This window comes from Streptococcus sp. BS35b, assembly GCF_000286475.1.
Taxonomy (GTDB): Bacteria; Bacillota; Bacilli; order Lactobacillales; family Streptococcaceae; genus Streptococcus; species Streptococcus oralis_W.
Map to the genome: position 1 here is coordinate 1 of NZ_ALKH01000004.1, position 16,455 is coordinate 16,455.

17 protein-coding genes and 2 riboswitches are annotated in these 16,455 nt (G+C 41.6%); of the genes, 3 read left to right on the plus strand and 14 right to left on the minus strand.

Going from position 1 to position 16,455, the window contains the following annotated elements; all coding sequences use genetic code 11:
• Positions 1-117 precede the first annotated feature (117 nt).
• Positions 118-206: riboswitch (TPP riboswitch) on the minus strand.
• A 123-nt stretch (positions 207-329) separates the two neighbouring features.
• The 9 genes from HMPREF1149_RS05695 to typA all read right to left on the minus strand — a co-directional run bounded on the left by HMPREF1149_RS05695 (position 330) and on the right by typA (position 10,249).
• Entirely contained in the window at positions 330-998 is a 669-nt protein-coding gene (locus HMPREF1149_RS05695; RefSeq protein ID WP_000449835.1) for a TenA family protein, read from the minus strand.
• Positions 999-1,214: 216 nt separating this feature from the next.
• Positions 1,215-1,303: riboswitch (TPP riboswitch) on the minus strand.
• A 148-nt stretch (positions 1,304-1,451) separates the two neighbouring features.
• Positions 1,452-2,588, minus strand: a complete 1,137-nt coding sequence (gene lctO, locus HMPREF1149_RS05700; protein WP_000120743.1) for an L-lactate oxidase — start codon at positions 2,586-2,588, stop codon at positions 1,452-1,454.
• 243 nt (positions 2,589-2,831) lie between these two features.
• Positions 2,832-3,464: an orotate phosphoribosyltransferase gene (gene pyrE, locus HMPREF1149_RS05705; RefSeq protein ID WP_000170918.1), complete on the minus strand. Its 633-nt coding sequence runs from the start codon at positions 3,462-3,464 to the stop codon at positions 2,832-2,834.
• A gap of 39 nt (positions 3,465-3,503) precedes the next feature.
• Positions 3,504-4,199, minus strand: coding sequence for an orotidine-5'-phosphate decarboxylase (gene pyrF / locus HMPREF1149_RS05710; protein WP_001206749.1), 696 nt, complete (start codon positions 4,197-4,199; stop codon positions 3,504-3,506).
• Positions 4,200-4,445: 246 nt separating this feature from the next.
• Complete coding sequence (locus tag HMPREF1149_RS05715) at positions 4,446-5,594, minus strand: cell division protein FtsQ/DivIB (RefSeq protein WP_000031115.1); 1,149 nt, start codon at positions 5,592-5,594, stop codon at positions 4,446-4,448.
• A 9-nt stretch (positions 5,595-5,603) separates the two neighbouring features.
• Positions 5,604-6,662, minus strand: a complete 1,059-nt coding sequence (locus HMPREF1149_RS05720; RefSeq protein WP_000724801.1) for a UDP-N-acetylglucosamine--N-acetylmuramyl-(pentapeptide) pyrophosphoryl-undecaprenol N-acetylglucosamine transferase — start codon at positions 6,660-6,662, stop codon at positions 5,604-5,606.
• A 1-nt stretch (position 6,663) separates the two neighbouring features.
• Entirely contained in the window at positions 6,664-8,016 is a 1,353-nt protein-coding gene (murD, locus tag HMPREF1149_RS05725) for a UDP-N-acetylmuramoyl-L-alanine--D-glutamate ligase (protein ID WP_000864670.1), read from the minus strand.
• Positions 8,017-8,133: 117 nt separating this feature from the next.
• Complete coding sequence (locus HMPREF1149_RS05730) at positions 8,134-8,388, minus strand: DUF3165 family protein (RefSeq protein WP_000262664.1); 255 nt, start codon at positions 8,386-8,388, stop codon at positions 8,134-8,136.
• 19 nt (positions 8,389-8,407) lie between these two features.
• The gene (gene typA, locus HMPREF1149_RS05735; protein WP_000164120.1) at positions 8,408-10,249 is read right to left on the minus strand and encodes a translational GTPase TypA; all 1,842 of its coding nucleotides are present in this window, start codon (positions 10,247-10,249) and stop codon (positions 8,408-8,410) included.
• A gap of 159 nt (positions 10,250-10,408) precedes the next feature.
• On the opposite strand from typA, the gene HMPREF1149_RS05740 reads away from it, so the two are divergent.
• Entirely contained in the window at positions 10,409-11,134 is a 726-nt protein-coding gene (locus tag HMPREF1149_RS05740; protein WP_001235070.1) for a 16S rRNA pseudouridine(516) synthase, read from the plus strand.
• Positions 11,135-11,174: 40 nt separating this feature from the next.
• On the opposite strand, the gene HMPREF1149_RS05745 is transcribed toward HMPREF1149_RS05740, so the two are convergent.
• The 3 genes from HMPREF1149_RS05745 to HMPREF1149_RS05755 all read right to left on the minus strand — a co-directional run bounded on the left by HMPREF1149_RS05745 (position 11,175) and on the right by HMPREF1149_RS05755 (position 12,105).
• On the minus strand, positions 11,175-11,408 hold the full coding sequence (locus tag HMPREF1149_RS05745; protein WP_001088141.1) for a hypothetical protein: 234 nt from the start codon (positions 11,406-11,408) through the stop codon (positions 11,175-11,177).
• A gap of 86 nt (positions 11,409-11,494) precedes the next feature.
• Entirely contained in the window at positions 11,495-11,875 is a 381-nt protein-coding gene (locus HMPREF1149_RS05750) for a rhodanese-like domain-containing protein (protein WP_000259264.1), read from the minus strand.
• Positions 11,875-12,105: a YqgQ family protein gene (locus HMPREF1149_RS05755; protein WP_050540635.1), complete on the minus strand. Its 231-nt coding sequence runs from the start codon at positions 12,103-12,105 to the stop codon at positions 11,875-11,877. Before HMPREF1149_RS05755 ends, HMPREF1149_RS05750 begins: the two co-directional genes overlap by 1 nt.
• A 102-nt stretch (positions 12,106-12,207) precedes the next feature.
• Between HMPREF1149_RS05755 and HMPREF1149_RS05760 the strand changes: the two genes are divergently transcribed.
• Both HMPREF1149_RS05760 and HMPREF1149_RS05765 read left to right on the plus strand, forming a co-directional pair.
• Positions 12,208-13,116 (plus strand): LysR family transcriptional regulator, encoded by a 909-nt coding sequence (locus HMPREF1149_RS05760; RefSeq protein ID WP_001222583.1) that lies wholly within the window; start codon positions 12,208-12,210, stop codon positions 13,114-13,116.
• Positions 13,117-13,161: 45 nt separating this feature from the next.
• Positions 13,162-14,961: an N-acetylmuramoyl-L-alanine amidase gene (locus tag HMPREF1149_RS05765; protein WP_000722529.1), complete on the plus strand. Its 1,800-nt coding sequence runs from the start codon at positions 13,162-13,164 to the stop codon at positions 14,959-14,961.
• 27 nt (positions 14,962-14,988) lie between these two features.
• Here the strand turns inward: HMPREF1149_RS05765 and HMPREF1149_RS05770 are convergent, their stop codons facing one another.
• Entirely contained in the window at positions 14,989-15,306 is a 318-nt protein-coding gene (locus HMPREF1149_RS05770) for a hypothetical protein (RefSeq protein ID WP_002879113.1), read from the minus strand.
• Between the two features lie 226 nt (positions 15,307-15,532).
• The gene (locus tag HMPREF1149_RS05775; protein WP_001034434.1) at positions 15,533-16,432 is read right to left on the minus strand and encodes a DUF6287 domain-containing protein; all 900 of its coding nucleotides are present in this window, start codon (positions 16,430-16,432) and stop codon (positions 15,533-15,535) included.
• Between the last annotated feature and the right edge of the window lie 23 nt (positions 16,433-16,455).

Below are 16,455 nucleotides of genomic sequence, written 5' to 3' on the forward strand. Positions count from 1 at the left end.
AGCTACCAAAATGCTTGCCGTCAAGCCTATCCTCTTTTGATAAACAAAAAAACTCCAATTACAAACGAGAATTAGAGTTTACCTTACAAGATTAGACAGTTCTTTTCAACATACGAAAAAAACCTTTTCACATTTCCCTTCGCCAGTATTAACTGTATCAGGTTCAATGGGTATCATCTCAGCCTAAAGCACCCCAAATGTCTTTATTATTTTATTACTGGACCAGTATAACAGAAATTGAAAGCCCTAGCAAGATATTTGACCGGAAAATATATTTATATAGTTTGTTTGTTCATTCTTTTAATTTGCATAAAAGTATTGAATCTGTCCTATAATCCATAACCGATATCAAAAAAGGCTAATTCTAAAGCAACTGCTTGATTCCAGCGTTGCTGAAGTTCTGTCAAATCTTCTCGATTTTTCCCGACACGATTGAGTTCGTCAACCAGAAATTGAACCCACACTGTAAAGAAAGGACCTCTGTGGAGATTGATCCATTCCAAATGAATATAGGCTTCAGGTAGAGCCAAATCTTTGGAACCCCAGTCTAAATAGAGACCTTCTGCAATGACCAGCATGACCAAAAGATGAGCATAGTCTGATGAAGCCACAGCAGAATACATTAGCTCCTGAAACGCTTTTGTTACAGGGTGCAAGGTCACTTCTAGATAGTCATTCTCTGCTACTTTTAACTCTTTGAAAGCCTTTTGGAAGTAACCATCTTCATCTGCTTCAAGAAAGCCTAGTTGCTTGGCAAAACGAAGTTTGGATTCAAGCTGGTCTGCGTGAGCTACACAAGCTCCCAGCATGGATAAGAAGGCATCAAAGAAATGATAATCTTGAATCAGGTAGTCTTTTAAGACCTTATTCTCAATTGTCCCCGCAAAAAGTTCATTAACAAAACGATGATTAATTGCAGCCCGCCAATCCTTCTGACTGCTTTTTAATAATTCTCCAACAGTCAAACCTGGCTGAAATGCATAGTCTTGTGTTTCCATATTTACTTTTCCTCTCTTTACTCGTTCGTAATCGACAAAATACCAAGAAAATCCTAGTTTTACTTGACCTTTTCAAAGAAAAGTGGGGCATTCAAGGAGAGCTACCAAAATGCTTGCCGTCAAGCCTATCCTCTTTTGATAAACAAAAAAACTCCAATTACAAACGAGAATTAGAGTTTACCTTACAAGATTAGACAGTTCTTTTCAACATACGAAAAAAACCTTTTCACATTTCCCTTCGCCAGTATTAACTGTATCAGGTTCAATGGGTATCATCTCAGCCTAAAGCACCCCAAATGTCTTTATTATTTTATTACTGGACCAGTATAACAGAAACTGAAAGCCCTAGCAAGATATTTGACTGAAAAATATATTTATATAGTTTCTAATAACGATTTAATCTTTCTATACACGAAGAAAAACCTCCACATCAAGTGGAGGTAATCTTCTTTATCAATACAATTTTAAGTCACGAGGGTCAACTGGGAAGGTTGGGTTGTATGGGTTATGACGGAGTTTGAAGTGTTTGACATCTTCAATAGTCTGAGTTCCAGATAACTGCATGACTGTCTTCAATTCTGCATTCAAGTGCTCAAAGACTTGACGCACACCAACACTACCGCCGAGAGCCAAGCCATAGATCACAGGGCGGCCAATAGCTACCAAGTCTGCTCCTGAAGCCAAGGCTTTAAAGACGTGCTGACCACGACGAACACCAGAGTCAAAGACAATTGGCACACGTTTATCAACTGCTTCAGCCACTTCTTGAAGTGAGTCAAAGGATGCTGGTCCACCGTCGATTTGGCGACCACCGTGGTTGGTTACCCAGATACCTGAAGCTCCCGCAGCAAGCGAACGTTCAACGTCCTCACGGCATTGTGGTCCCTTGACATACACAGGAAGTCCTGAGTATGTAGCGATAAATTCGACATCGCGTGGAGACAAGCGTTGTTTAGCTGACTTATAAACAAAGTCCATTGATTTTCCAGCACCTTCTGGCAGGTATTCTTCAACAATTGGCATACCAACGGGGAAGACAAAACCATTGCGCTTGTCGACCTCACGATTGCCCCCTACAGTTGCATCTGCCGTCAAGACAATCGCTTTGTAGCCTTCAGCCTTCACACGGTCCATGATATGGCGGTTGATCCCGTCATCCTTACTAAAGTAAAATTGGAACCAATGAGGTGTCCCTTGAAGGGCTTCTGTAATTTCTGGAAGGTCAACGGTAGAGTAGGAACTAGTTGTATAGAGAGAACCAAATTCATGCACACCACGCGCAGTAGCTACTTCCCCCTGCTCATTTGCCAATTTATGAGCCGCAACAGGCGCCATAATGATTGGTGAAGATAATTTTTCACCTGCAAATTCAATCTCTGTACTTGGATTTTCAACATCACAAAGTGTATGTGGAACAATAAGTTTGTGGTTAAAGGCACGGATGTTCTCGCGTAAAGTGAAAGTATCCTCTGCTCCACTAGCGATATAACCAAAGGCAGCTTTAGGAATGACTTGTTGCGCCATTGGCTCCAAATCATAAGTGTTAATAAAATCTACAGGTCCTTCTGCATTGCTTGTTTTATATGACATAAAGTGTCCTCCTTGTTAAGTAAGCGTTTACTTTGTCTTACATAAACTATCTTACCTCTTTTTCAGAATCCTTTCAAAAAATTTGTCTGGAAATTTCAAACTGATTATCTGAATATGCCCCAAAAAAGAGAGGACTCTCATTCTATCATTATCCTATATTCTCCTTTACCTTTAGGGAGCTTTGTTTTATTGCCCACATATAAAAAATCAGATAATCCTAGTGACTACCTGATTTTTTATGTTTTAGGCATTTTGCCAATTTTCTTGGTCTTCTTTAAAGCGTTTTAGGAGAGCGAGTCCTTCTGGCGTGATATAACCTTCTTCTTGTGCTAGGTGGATGAGTTCACTGTAGTTAGAAAGTGTCACCAATTTAACACCAGCGTCTGCAAAATTCTTATCTGCTTTTGGCAATTGATAGCTGAAAATCGCTACGACACCAAGAACATCGGCTCCTTCACGTTTAGCGGCTGCTACGGCTTCAAGAACTGAACCACCCGTTGAAATGAGGTCTTCAACAACAACCATCTTTTGCCCCTGAGCTACACGGCCTTCGATTTGGTTACCAGCTCCGTGGTCTTTTGGTTTGCTGCGGATGTAGGCAAAAGGCAAGTTCATCTTGTCAGCGATAATAGCTCCGTGAGGAATTCCTGCTGTCGCAGTTCCTGCAATCACTTCAACTTCAGGAAAGGCTTCTTTGATAGCTTCCACAAAACCATTTTCAATCAAGGTACGAGTTTCAGGATAGGCAAGCGTCACACGGTTGTCAGTATAAATCGGTGACTTGATACCAGATGCCCAAGTGAAAGGCTCCTCTGGTTTGAGGTAAACGGCTTGGATTTTCAAGAGGTGGCTAGCAATATCTTTAGCAAGTGTCATAGTATTCTCCTTTTGTTTTTATAATCTATTTCTTTAATTTCAGTCTTGGTTCCATTCATCCTTGATAGCATGATAAGCTACAACAGGATCCTCAGCTTGGGTAATAGGACGTCCCACTACGATATAGTCACTACCGATTTGATAGGCGTCAGCAGGCGTCATGACACGTTTTTGGTCTCCAACCGCAACTCCTGCCGGACGAATTCCTGGTGTCAGACAGATAAAATCTGGATTGGTGACCTGCTTGATGAGTTGCACTTCCTGAGCTGAGCAAACGACACCATCCAAGCCCGCTTCAGCTGTCTTCTTGGCATAGTGAATCACAGACTCTTGCAGAGTGGTTTGGATATTCTGAAAATCCTGCATCTGGGCTTCTGACGTTGATGTAAGCTGGGTCACAGCGATCAATTTGGCTTGTGTCCCCAGACCTTCACGCGCAGCCTTCATCATCTCCACACCACCAGCTGCATGAACATTGGTCATATCCACACCAAGCCGAGACAAGACCTTCATGGCAGATTTGACTGTATTTGGAATGTCATGTAGCTTGAGGTCCAAAAAGACACTATGCCCCAGTGACTTCAAATAACGGACAACTTCCGGACCTTCCGCATAATAAAGTTCCATCCCTACTTTTAGATAAAGACTTTCTTCTGCTGGGAAAAGAGATAAAAATTCCTTGACTGCCTCAAAACTAGGAAAATCAAGAGCAATAACTGGACGATGTTCACGCATACTTTTCTCCTTTTACCTTTACGAACAAGAGAGTATGGTCAAAAACAAACCACGAAAAAAGGAACCTGCCAACAGCAAGGTTCCACGAAAAATGGGTAGAGTGCACCCTTTCACCGTCTAACCTTAGCTGCCTCTCTGGACTGCTTTAAAGGTTTTTTTCTATTCTATTATTTATAGTAGGACTTGTCAAGCAAAAACTCGAAACTGGACTTCTATACCATTCAAAAATCAAGAGAAAAAGTTAGTCTAACGACTCTGTGACTGCTGGCTCGTTTGACTTTGATTTCCCTGTTCTTCTTGTTTTTTCTTTTCTTCTTCCTGTTTTTTCTTCTCAGCTTCCTTAGCCTCTTGTTTGGCTTTTTCTTCTGCTTCTTCTATTAGCTTATCCGCTATGGTATAGCTGTATGCTCCAGCCTCCATATCGACCACACTCGGTTCTGTCAATTGTGGCTTGATTTTGCTGTAATAAGGCAATTTCTTGCTCAATTCTGACAAGGGAACCAAAACCTCATCTGTGTCCAGCATAGTAATTTTTAAAAGATCTGCTGTTGCCTTGCTTGGCGCTAATTCGATTTTCTGGATTTGACTCTTGATATCCTCACTGATGGTAGATAATCCTGTGATCAGTTCCTTCACCTGTTGCTCGTCATTAAAGGTAACTGTCAGATAAGTCTCAGGCAAGTTTAAGCGATTTACAGGAGTTGACTCAACCGCACCACTAGAAAGAATTGGATAATACTCTTCACCAGACACATAATAACCGACAATATCAAATTCCTTAACCTCAATCGTAAAGTTAGTCGGAAATTGATAGTCAATATTCGCCGATTCTATCCAATGATTCGACTTGATTCGCTCAGCGTATGTTTCCTTATCCAACAATAGAGCTAAGGTATAGTCACTATCTTGAATTCCAGAAGCCTGTTTGATGTCATCCGCTTGTGTGTTACTATTTCCCTTAACATCGATATTTTTGATGGTCGACAGCGGGGTCAACAAATAGACTGAAAGAAGGAGGGCCAGGACACTCGGTACCAAGATACTCACAGCTCGCCAAATATGAACAGGTGCAATTTTAGGCTTGGCTGGTTTCTCTGGTTTTTCTTTTTTCTTCTTTTCTTCTTTGACTCTAGGATCATCCTTTTGAGATTTTTCTTCTTTTTCGGATGATTCTTCGTCTGGAACAGTTTCGTTCTGGTCGGAATCACTTGATGACCTCTTACTTTCCTCTAACGACTTAGAGTTTTTCCCCATTCGAGCTTGTTTTTCCTTTTCCTTCTCCTCAGCTAGGGCAGCTTCTTCCTCAGCCTTTTTTTTCAGGTATTCCTGGTTTCGTTTCTGCCATTCAGACAATTCTTTCTTAGGGTTTGATTCTTTTTTCTTATCCTTTGACATTGATATTCCTTATGATAGGTCTTTTCTTAGTAAATCGTAAAAATCCGCAAGAGATTTCAATTCAGTTGATTCCTTCATGCTAGCTTGGTACTGATCCTTGTGACTAAGCAAGTGACTGAGTTTCTCCTCCAAGCTTTCCAAGGTCAAGTCACTTTCTTGAAGTTCTTCTGCGTAGCCTTTCTTAACAAAGTAGGCTGCATTTTCAATCTGGTCTCCTCGACTTGCTTCACGACCCAATGGTACGATGAGATGGAGTTTCGCCATGGCCAAGAGTTCGAAAATCGTATTGGCACCACCACGCGTCACCACCACATCTGCCATTTCCATCAAGGGTTGATAGAGGTCCGTCACATAATCAACACGAAAGAGATTTTGGCTCAACTCGTTCAGGCTTGAATCTCCAGTGAGATTGATAATATTGTAGCGCTCTGTCAGTTCTTGCTTATGATCTGTCACCAATTGGTTAAATACACGGGCACCTGCAGAACCACCGACAAACAATACCGTTGGCAATTTAGGATTAAAGTGGGTTTGGATATCCACCAATTCATCTGGTTCAGGAGTTTTTTGGTCTGAAACCTTGGTCACTGCTCCCACATGCTCGACTTTTGCGAGCCCAGCAGCCTGCTCAAATGTCGAATACATCTTGGTTGCAAATTTATAGGCAATTTTATTGGCCAAGCCCATAGAAAGGTCCGATTCGTGAATAAAGACTGGTACGCCTGACACTCGCGCTGCGATAACCGGCGGTACAGAGACAAATCCTCCCTTAGAAAAAAGAGCCTGTGGACGCAGTCGTAACATGATAAAGAGCGATTGAACAATTCCCCAACCAACTTTAAAGACGTCCAGCATATTTTGCCAAGAGAAATAACGACGCAACTTCCCAGTCGCAATGGAGTGGAAGGTTACATTCAAGCCTGACTTGAGGATTTCTTGGTGTTCGATTCCGTGTTTATCACCAATATAGTGAACTTCCCAGCCGTCTTCGATGAACTTGGGCATTAACAAAAGGTTGAGGGTGACATGTCCAACCGTCCCCCCACCTGTAAAGACAATTTTTTTCATATTATTCCTTTAACTCCGCTACTGTGTCGATGAAAAGATCTCCACGTACTTCAAAGTTAGCATACATATCCCAGCTAGCATTGGCAGGACTGAGGAGAACCACATCTCCTTGAGTCGCGAGCTCATAAGCTTTGCGGGTCGCATCAGCAATATCTGTCGCATCTACATAAGCCACACCAGCATTATCCGCTGCCCGTTTGACACGTTCTGCAGATTGACCGAGGATAACCATCTTCTTGAGCCCAGTAATATCTGGCACCAATTCGTCAAACTCATTGCCGCGGTCCAAACCACCTGCAATTAAGATAACCTTACTGTTGTCAAATCCTGACAAGGCTTTTTGAGTCGCTAAGATATTGGTTGATTTGCTATCGTTATAGAATTTGACCCCCTTAATTTCATCCACAAATTGGAGACGGTGTTTGACACCACCAAAGGCTGAAAGAGTTTCCTTGATGGTTTGATTGTCCACGCCACGGAGCTTGGCTACAGCAATAGTCGCAAGGGCATTTTCTACATTGTGGCTACCTGGAACTCCGATTTCACTAGCTGCCATGACCACTTCCCCACGGAAATAGAGTTGACCATCTGCAAGATAGGCTCCATCAACCTTTTCCTTTGTTGAAAATGGTACAACAGTAGCCTGTGTTTTGGTAGCCAATTCTTTTGCCAAGTCTTGGTTAAAGTTCAAAACAAGAAAATCAACTGCTGTCATCTTGTTCTGGATATTCCACTTAGCTGCCACATAGGCCTCAAAAGAACCATGGTAGTCGATATGAGTGGGCATGAGGTTGGTAATAACCGCAATCTCAGGATGAAATTCTTGAACACCCATCAGCTGGAAAGAAGAAAGTTCCATGACAAGTGTGTCCTTGGCTGTTGCAGTTTGAGCAACCTTACTGGCAGGATAGCCGATGTTCCCTGACAAGAGACCATGTTGGCCAGCAGCAGTCAAAACTTCCCCAATCATAGTCGTTGTGGTTGTTTTCCCATTTGAGCCTGTGATACCGATAATTGGCGCTTCTGAGATTAAGTAAGCCAACTCCACCTCAGTCAAGACTGGAATTCCCTTTGCCAGAGCCTTCTCAATCATCGGATTGCTATAAGGGATACCTGGATTTTTTACCATCAGAGCGAAATCTTCATCCAACAATTCCAAAGGATGCCCACCAGTGACAACCTTGATTCCCTCTTCCAGCAAGCCTTGAGCGGCAGGATTTTCCTCAAAAGGCTTGCCGTCATTTACTGTCACAATAGCACCCAGCTTGTCCAACAAACGGGCTGCAGACTCACCAGACTTAGCCAAACCTAAAACAAGGACTTTCTTATTTTTAAACTGATTGATTACTTTCATGTCTCAAACTCCATTTCTACTCCTACTATTTTACCATTTTTATGGAAATAATACTAAACGAAAATGCCCTAGTCCTCATTCTGACATCGAAAAAGAGAGCCATAGCTCTCTTTCTATTTATCTTCTTTTGTTCTTTTTTACTGACATGAGCGTAATGTCTCTCAAGCTAAAGTAAGCTAGAGCCAGCATGGCGATTGTGACAAAGAATTCTGTCGGTAATTGGAAGATTTGCAAGATGGACAACATCAGCAAAATCAAGAGTGCAACAACTACAAAGACCAAGATAACGATGTTGACTGTTCCTTTAATACTTTGAGGTGTCGCAAATACATAGAGTAGTAATAAGAGTATCCCTATGATTAAATAGACCATCTTTATCTCTTTCTAGCTCTTATTCAGCTGATTTTTTCTTTTTGTTGGCTTTCTCGCGCTCTGCCTTGTTAAGGATTTGCTTACGCAAACGGATAGACTCAGGCGTTACTTCCATGTACTCATCGTCATTCAAGAACTCAAGAGACTCTTCAAGTGTCAAGATACGAGGTGTCTTGATAACCGCTGTTTGGTCCTTAGTAGCTGAACGTACGTTGGTCATTTGTTTAGCCTTGGTGATGTTCACTGTCAAGTCGTTTTCACGAGAGTTTTCACCAATGATCATTCCTTCGTAAACCTCAGTACCTGGGTTAACAAAGATGGTACCACGTTCTTCGATAGACATGATTGAGTAAGTTGTAGCCTTACCAGCATCGATAGAAACAAGGGCACCACGGTGACGTCCACCAATTTCTCCTGGAATCAATGGCAAGTATTGGTCAAAGGTATGGTTCATGATACCGTAACCACGAGTCATTGACAGGAACTCAGTTGAGTATCCGATCAAACCACGCGCTGGAACAAGGAAGACCAAACGAGTTTGACCATTACCAGTTGAAATCATATCCAACATTTCACCCTTACGTTCAGAAAGGCTTTGGATAACAGATCCTTGGTATTCTTCTGGAGTATCGATTTGAACACGTTCAAATGGCTCACATTTAACACCGTCGATTTCTTTTACAATAACCTCTGGACGAGATACTTGAAGTTCATAACCCTCACGACGCATAGTTTCGATAAGGATTGACAAGTGCAATTCCCCACGTCCTGAAACTGTCCATTTATCTGGTGAGTCTGTTGGATCTACACGAAGAGATACGTCTGTTTGCAACTCAGCTTGCAAACGTTCTTCAACCTTACGAGAAGTCACCCATTTTCCTTCGCGACCAGCAAATGGTGAGTTGTTCACCAAGAAGGTCATTTGAAGGGTTGGTTCATCAATGTGAAGGATTGGAAGAGGTTCAATGGCGTCTGTTGGTGTGATGGTTTCACCAACAAAGATATCTTCCATACCGGAAACAGCAATCAAATCACCCGCTTTGGCTTCTTGGATTTCACGACGTTCCAAACCAAAGAAACCGAAGAGTTTTGTAACACGGAAGTTCTTCGTTGTACCATCTAGTTTAGAAAGGGTAACTTGGTCTCCAACCCTCACACTACCACGGAAGACACGACCGATACCGATACGACCTACGAAGTCATTGTAGTCCAAAAGTGACACTTGGAACTGCAAAGGCTCATCTGAGTTGTCTACTGGAGCTGGGATATGGTCGATAATGGTGTCAAAGATTGGCGCCATTGTTTTTTCTTGATCAGCTGGATCATCTGACAAGGAAGATGTTCCGTTAATCGCTGAAGCATAAACAACTGGGAAATCAAGCTGGTCATCATCTGCACCAAGCTCGATGAAGAGTTCCAAGACTTCATCCACTACTTCTGCTGGACGAGCTGATGGTTTGTCGATTTTGTTGACAACCACGATTGGGACAAGGTCTTGTTCCAAGGCTTTTTTCAATACGAAACGAGTCTGTGGCATGGTTCCTTCGTAGGCATCTACGACCAAGACAACACCGTCAACCATTTTCATAATACGCTCAACTTCTCCACCGAAGTCCGCGTGTCCTGGTGTGTCCATGATATTGATACGAGTTCCGTTGTAGGCAACGGCTGTATTTTTAGCAAGGATGGTAATTCCACGCTCTTTTTCGATATCGTTTGAGTCCATAGCACGCTCTGCCAATTCAGTACGTGCATCAAGAGTTTCAGATTGTTTCAATAATTCGTCAACGAGGGTTGTTTTCCCGTGGTCAACGTGGGCGATAATCGCAATGTTACGGATATCTTCTCTTAATTTTGTCATGATTTCCTCTAATATTTTAAATTTTTATTTCTAACTGGACAATTATACCACAGTCTCATTCAAAAATCACAGTTCAGCTAAGTGTAAATGTTTTCACTCTGCTTTTCTAGTCAAGGCAACTCTTTTCAAAGTCAGAGACTTATGATAAGATAAGCTGGTATGCGTTTAGATAGATTATTAGCCCACGAAAAGGTCAGCCGCAAGGCTATGAAACAGGCACTTTTGAAAAAAGAAATCCTAGTGGACGATTGTCCAGCTCGCTCGCTCTCTCAAAATATCGATACTGGATTGCAGAAACTAGTCTTTCAAGGACGGCAGATTCAAGGATACGAGCACACCTACCTCATGCTTCATAAGCCAAACGGAAGCGTTACAGCTAGCAAGGATAAGGACCTTCCAACCGTCATGGACCTACTCCCACCTGACATCCAGTCTGACCAGCTCTATGCTATCGGCAGACTAGACCGAGATACGACGGGACTGCTGCTTTTGACAGACAATGGACCTCTTGGTTTTCAACTCCTCCATCCCCAGTACCATGTCGATAAATCCTATCAAGTGATGGTCAACGGACTGCTCACACCAGAACATATCCAAAAATTCAAAGATGGGATTGTCTTTTTAGATGGGACCACTTGTAAACCTGCTCAGCTCGAAATTCTGTCCTCAAGCCCAACAGAGAGCCGGGCCACCATCACTATCTCTGAGGGCAAGTTTCATCAGGTTAAAAAAATGTTCCTCTCAGTCGGTGTCAAGGTGGTCTCTCTCAAACGAGTTCAGTTCGGTGATTTTACGTTAGATTCAGAACTTGCAGAAGGGCTATACCGATTCTTAAACCAAAAAGAATTAGAGAAGATTAAAAAATACTTAGAGAAAAGTGGATAAAAGAAAAAAGCTTTAAATTTAAAGCTTTTTTCTTTTTTGCTTATCTAAAAACTAATGCGATGGCTGCAATCCAGTTAAGGACAGAAACTACAAGTCCTACGATATTGAGAATCTTTTCTGTTTTATAGTCTAATTGTGACTCTTTTTGATATGAAAAAGCCAAGACCAATCCTATGATCCCTAAAATCAGACCCACTATTGGAGATAGCAAACCGAGCACAATAGATAAGATACCTAAAATAAGTGAAGGTTTTTTCTTTTGTTGTGAATTCATATTATAAAATCTCCTTAAAATTAATATAAATGATGATACCATAAAATGCAAGCTTTATCTATCATTCGACAGTTTTTAATAGAATGTTAGCTCGTCTTCACTTTCCCTTTCCAAGAATCCAATCCATAAGAAAGGATATAAATCTCAGAGAAACCTTGTTTTTTCAAATAAAGTGCTGCATTAGTCACTCGTTGTCCACGTTGGTTTTCGTAGAGAAGGACAGGTTTATCCTTGCGAAGGGCTGCAAGGCTTGACTTCAACTGATTTGAAGGAATATTGCGGGCTCCGAGGATATGTTTTCTGTGAAATTCTGCTGGGTCGCGCAAATCAATCAATTGCCCTTTCCGAATCAAGGCTTCAAATTCGGCATTGTCTACAATCTTAGCCGCACGACGAATACGAAGGTAGTTATAGCCCATCCATGCCACCATTGCCAGTATAAGTGCCCACAAAATCCAAGTAACCATTAGTTCATTTCTCCATTTTTCTCAATATAGTCTAATTCTATCTTGTGCTCTCTACGAAGAACAGCTTCCGCCTCTAGATAGTCTAGCTTGTCCATCAGACCTGCATCATAGATCCGAGAGAGTTCGAGCTTCATCAGTTCAATATCATACAAGCGCTTCCCCATGTAAACAATAATGCCAAACTGTTTGAGAAATTGCTGCACATCATAGAATGTTTTCATAGCTTCCATTTTAGCAGATTCTAGACTTTTTTTCAATACTGGACCGGCTCTTTCCCCCTATTTTCTTCGTCTTCATTGCCCATTCTTCCGCAAGTGTGGTACAATAAAAACATGAGAATTCAACAACTACACTATATTATCAAAATCGTCGAAACTGGCTCTATGAATGAAGCAGCCAAGCAACTCTTTATCACTCAACCCAGTCTCTCTAATGCCGTTCGAGACTTGGAAAATGAAATGGGCATTGAAATCTTTATCCGCAATCCCAAGGGCATTACCTTGACTCGTGATGGGATGGAGTTTCTCTCCTACGCTCGTCAAGTTGTCGAGCAAACTCAGCTTCTGGAGGAACGCTATAAAAATCCTGTCGCCCACCGCGAACTTTTCAGCGTTTCTTCTCAGCACTATGCCTTTGTAGTCAATGCCTTTGTCTCTCTGCTCAAGAAGAGTGATATGGAAAAATACGAGCTCTTCCTTCGTGAAACTCGGACCTGGGAGATTATCGATGACGTCAAGAACTTCCGTAGCGAGGTCGGTGTCCTCTTTTTAAACAGCTACAACCGCGATGTTTTAACGAAAATGCTGGATGACAATCACCTGCTAGCGCACCACCTCTTTACCGCTCAACCCCATATCTTTATCAGCAAGACCAACCCTCTAGCTAAAAAAGACAAGGTCAAACTGGCTGATTTGGAAGACTTCCCTTATCTGAGTTATGACCAGGGGACGCACAACTCCTTCTACTTTTCAGAGGAGATTCTTTCACAAGAGCACCACAAGAAATCCATCGTGGTCAGTGACCGTGCCACCCTCTTTAATCTCTTGATTGGTTTAGATGGTTATACCATTGCGACAGGGATTTTGAACAGCAACCTCAACGGAGACAATATCGTTTCCATTCCACTGGACATTGACGACCCGATTGAACTAGTCTATATCCAGCATGAAAAAACCAGCCTGTCTAAGATGGGTGAACGCTTTATCGAATACTTAGTAGAAGAAGTTCAATTCGATAATTAATAGGAAAAATGAAAAAAGGAAAAAGAAAAAGTTAGGAAATAGAAAGTGAAAAAGATACTACTGACCAGTGCTTTAATCCTTTCAATCGCAGGATTAGCACCCGTATCCGTCTTAGGAGAAGAAAACACAACTCAATCCACATCTGCTGTCAAGGAAGCAATTGCCAAAGAAGAAAAGAAAGAATCAAGTGTTGAGGAAAACTCTAAATCAGAAGTTCTTCCGAAAGTAGATGTGCAAGAAGACAAGCCCAAAAAAGAAGGATGGTACCAAGAAAATCGCCACTGGCGCTTTTACCAAGATGATAAGCCTGCTTTGAACTGGAAACAAATCCAAGGCAAATGGTACTACTTCGATCAAGATGGTAATCGTCTTCATTCTACTATCTACAAAGGCTATGCCTTTGACCAAGATGGGGTTATGGTAGAAAATAGCTGGACCAATTTGGACAACCAATGGTATTATGCTGATTCCTCTGGACGACTAGCTCTGAACACTTGGAAAAAAATCAATGGTTCTTGGTACTATTTTGATCAAACTGGAAGTATGCTCAGCAACACTGCCGTTGACGGCTATCTGCTCACAAAAAGCGGAGCTATGGCAGAAAAGGGCTGGATTAAATTAGACCAAAATTGGTATTATGTCACACCATCTAGCAGAATCTCGCAAGACAAGTGGGAGAAAATCAACGGTTCTTGGTACTACTTTGATAAAAACGGCGTGATGCTCAGCCAGACAACAATTGGTGCCTACCTGCTTGACAGTAGCGGAGCCATGGCAGAAAACTCTTGGGTGAGAATCAATGAAAATTGGTATTACGCTAATGCATATGGGAAATATAGCCAAGACAAATGGGAGAAAATCAATGGTTCTTGGTATGCTTTTGAACAAAATGGAGTCATGCTTTCCAATAAATGGAAAGAAAGCTACTACCTCAAAGCCAGTGGAGCCATGGCGGAAAAAGAGTGGATTTTTGATAAATCCTACAATAGCTGGTTCTATCTAAAAGCGGATGGCCGTTATGCAAATCAGGAGTGGATTGGAGCATACTACCTCAAGTCTGGCGGTTATATGGCCAAGAATGAGTGGATTTACGACGACTATTACAAGGCTCGTTACTATCTGGACGATAGTGGACATTATGTTTCAGGAACTTACAAGATAGACGGCAAGGAACACTTGTTCCAAAAATATGGCCAATGGATTTCTGAAGTTTCAACTGAAGGTGGATTTACAAAAGGTCAATACAGCAATACTATCTTCCTAGATCCTGGGCATGGTGGTAAAGATTCAGGTGCCTTTTACTACAATGTAGCTGAAAAAGATCTCAACATGCAGATTTACCGTAAGCTTCGTACTAAGTTAGAAGAACTAGGATACAAGGTCCTCACTTCTCGTGATAGTGATATTGACGTTGATTTTGTTACCGAACGTTCTCGTATGGTTAATAAGACCAACTCTGATATTTTTATCAGTATTCACTTCAACGCTACTGGTAATACCTACTCAAAAGCGAGCGGTATTCAAACCTACTCCTATAGAGATGAACCTGATTATCCAAGTAAGATTAATCAATACTGGCACAATCACCCTGATCGTATGAGTGAAAGCAAACGCCTCGCCGCTGCCATCCACTCCTCTCTTCTAGCAGAAACAGGAGCTAAGGATGCTGGTCTGTTGGAGAGCAGCTTTGCTGTCCTACGCGAAACAGCAAAACCAGCCGTTCTCCTAGAGCTTGGTTATATGGATAATTTCTCCGAAAACCAACAAATCAGAGATAGCCACTACCAAGATAAACTGGTCGCAGGCATCGTAAAGGGGATCCAAAAATATTACTCTGGTCAGTAAAAAAGTCTCGAGAAATCTCGAGACTTTTTATTTATCTTCTTGTTTATCTTTATCAGGAAAGAGGTAGCCAAACCCTACACAAGCTAGCACACCGGCACCAATCACCAAACCACTTGAAATTGGCAAGAGATCCAAGATAGCATTTGCAATGATAAAGGCAATGATCAAGCACATGAGACTGGCTTTGTAGTCTTTTTTCAAAACGTTTTCTAGCGTGAAATAGTGGAACAATCCTACCGGAATGAGTGACCAGAGGTTGACATCCAAACTTGGCCATCCAACTGAGCCGAAATACAATACTAGCGCTGCTGCTACTAAGAATACAAGTCCCAATAATTTTTTCATTTTTTGTCTCCATTTTCTTTTTTAGGAACTCGAGTTGTCTGACACCAACTCTTCACGTTCCTTACAAAAATCATTATAGCAGAGGGTTTCCCCCAGAACAACCTCTTTTGCCTATCTGGTCTCTATCTCAGTCTAAGTGGTTGAATATTATCGACAACAAAAAAAGAAGCCTTAATTGGGCTTCTTGATTCTGCCGATTGTAACAGTATTTTTGAACGAATACAATCTAGTTTTTCTTTTCCTTTGACTCTAGAGAAGATTTGATTGATTCACGATCTGCTTGTAGTTTAGCTAAGTTCTTTTCTGCTTCCTCAAGTTTACTGGTATCTGGTTTCACACGATAATAAACATCTTCTGGTTTCATTAACATCGCTCCATACTCTTGCCCAGAAAGTAGTCTTTCCTCAGCATGATTGCTTTTATCTGTAATCTTTCCGTCATCAGCAGGTTGCATAACAACTCCACTTGGCACAGCTACTACTACAAATCCTCCAGCAACAGAATCTTTTACCCATGCACTGATAGACGCTGTCTCAGGGTTACGACTATCTTGTCCTTTTGATACCTTTAATCCAACTACAGATTCGTACTTTTGATCATTTGCAAACCAAGTCGCACGTACTTCTCCAGAATCATTAATAATGTATTCATTACCAGATTGACTACGCCAAGTACCTTCTAAACTAGACAGATCATTGTTCTTGATTGCTTCAATATCTAGTTTTGGAACGGTAGTTTCTTTCTTCAACTTGCTAACAAGTGCTTCTGCTTCAGTAATTTTGGTATCTAAAGCAGTCAGTTGATTCTTGAGTTTCTGAATTTCCTCTTGTTTATCCTTATCAGTCTCATCTGTTTTTCCTTGGCTTGTAGACGATTGACTTGTTGACTCTGTAGTTGAAACAGCAGACGATGCTTGATTTGACTCTTTCTTTCCAATCAAAGAATGCGAGAAAACACTTACTAGGATTATAGCAACCAAAATACCGAGGACTAACCCAATATAGATTTTAATGTTTCTAGTTCCTCTCGCAAACTTTTTAGTTGACTGCGCCTCTGCTAATTCTGATGCAGTCGGCTTGCGGCCATTCGCCTCCTCAAATTGTTTTACCCATTCTTTCTTATTCATAATTCTCTCCTTTTTGATTTATA